The organism is Acidovorax sp. KPB24-07 (assembly GCF_057543315.1).
This window is the reverse complement of the sequence record NZ_BAAJYS010000727.1, coordinates 1-1,097: the sequence shown is the minus strand read 5'-3', so window position 1 is coordinate 1,097 and position 1,097 is coordinate 1. Positions and strand designations below refer to the sequence as shown.

Here is a 1,097-nt window from a genome sequence, read left to right as displayed (position 1 = left end):
GGGTGGCCCTGGTTGGCCAGCACGACCTGCTGCGGGCCGATGAGCGGCTCCGGCCCGAGCTGCAGCAGGCCCGGCCCCAGCACCTGCGTGCCGGGGTCCAGCCAGGCGCCGGCCGACGGATTGCCCGGCAGCCCTTCGAAGCGAAAGCCGCCCGCGAACGCGCGCCAGCGCACGGTGGCGCCGGATGCCCGCGATTGCGCGCGTGCCGCCTCCAGCAGCGCCGAGAGCCGTTCGCCCTCGCGGTCCAGCAGCGTCTGGCCGTTGTCGCGCAGCGCAAAGCCCACGCCGGCCGTGGCCAGCGCGATGATCGAAACCACCACCAGCAGCTCGAACAGGGTGAAGCCCCGGGCGCGGCGGAAAGGATTCGGGGTCACAGGACGTCGATCGCCACAGGGGCGGGGGCCGGCGCGTTCATGCGGGCGGCGGCCGCAAGCCGGGGCCCCGTGGCGCAGCCGTCACTGCCAGCTGCCGATGTCCGCATCCTTGCCCTCGCCGCCGGACTGGCCATCGGCCCCGAACGACATCACATCGACCTCGCCCTTGATGCCGGGGCTGAGGTACTGGTAGGGGCGGCCCCAGGGGTCGTTGGGCAGCTTCTCGAGGTAGGGGCGCCAGTTGCCGGGCGCGGGGCCCGAGGTGGGCTTGGCGATGAGCGCCTGCAGGCCCTGTTCGGCCGTGGGATAGCGCTGGTTGTCCAGCCGGTACAGCTTGAGGGCCTGCACGATGTTGGTGATGTCGGTGCGTGCCGCCGTGCTGCGGGCGTCGTCGGCGCGGTCGAGCACGTTGGGCACGATCAGCGCGGCGAGCACGCCGATGATCACCAGCACCACCATCAGTTCGATCAGGGTGAAACCGGCCGCCAGGCGGCGGCGTGCGGTGCGGGCAAGGGAGAAAGCGTGTGAATTCACTGAGGGGCGACTCGGATAGGGCAGATGCGGTCAATCATAATCGTGCGATGGTGACAAACACATACGGCAGGTGGGGCGTGCGCCTGGGCACGATGGCCCTGTGGGCATTGGCGGGCGCCAGCGTGGTCTATTGGGGCCTGCGCCTCTCGGCCCGGCCGGCGGGCCCGGGCGTGGCGGCGGCAGCGCCCG

2 protein-coding genes and 1 pseudogene are annotated in these 1,097 nt (G+C 71.9%); 1 reads left to right on the top strand and 2 read right to left on the bottom strand.

Annotated elements, in window-relative coordinates; genetic code table 11:
• The coding region (locus tag AC27IQ_RS25330; protein ID WP_487091271.1) for a prepilin-type N-terminal cleavage/methylation domain-containing protein at positions 1 to 374 on the bottom strand (374 nt) is incomplete at its 3' end.
• Positions 375 to 455: 81 nt separating this feature from the next.
• On the bottom strand, positions 456 to 908 hold the full coding sequence (gene gspG / locus AC27IQ_RS25325) for a type II secretion system major pseudopilin GspG (protein ID WP_284396434.1): 453 nt from the start codon (positions 906 to 908) through the stop codon (positions 456 to 458).
• Positions 909 to 955: 47 nt separating this feature from the next.
• On the opposite strand from gspG, the pseudogene AC27IQ_RS25320 reads away from it, so the two are divergent.
• Positions 956 to 1,097: pseudogene (locus AC27IQ_RS25320) on the top strand (type II secretion system protein N); the annotation flags it as partial.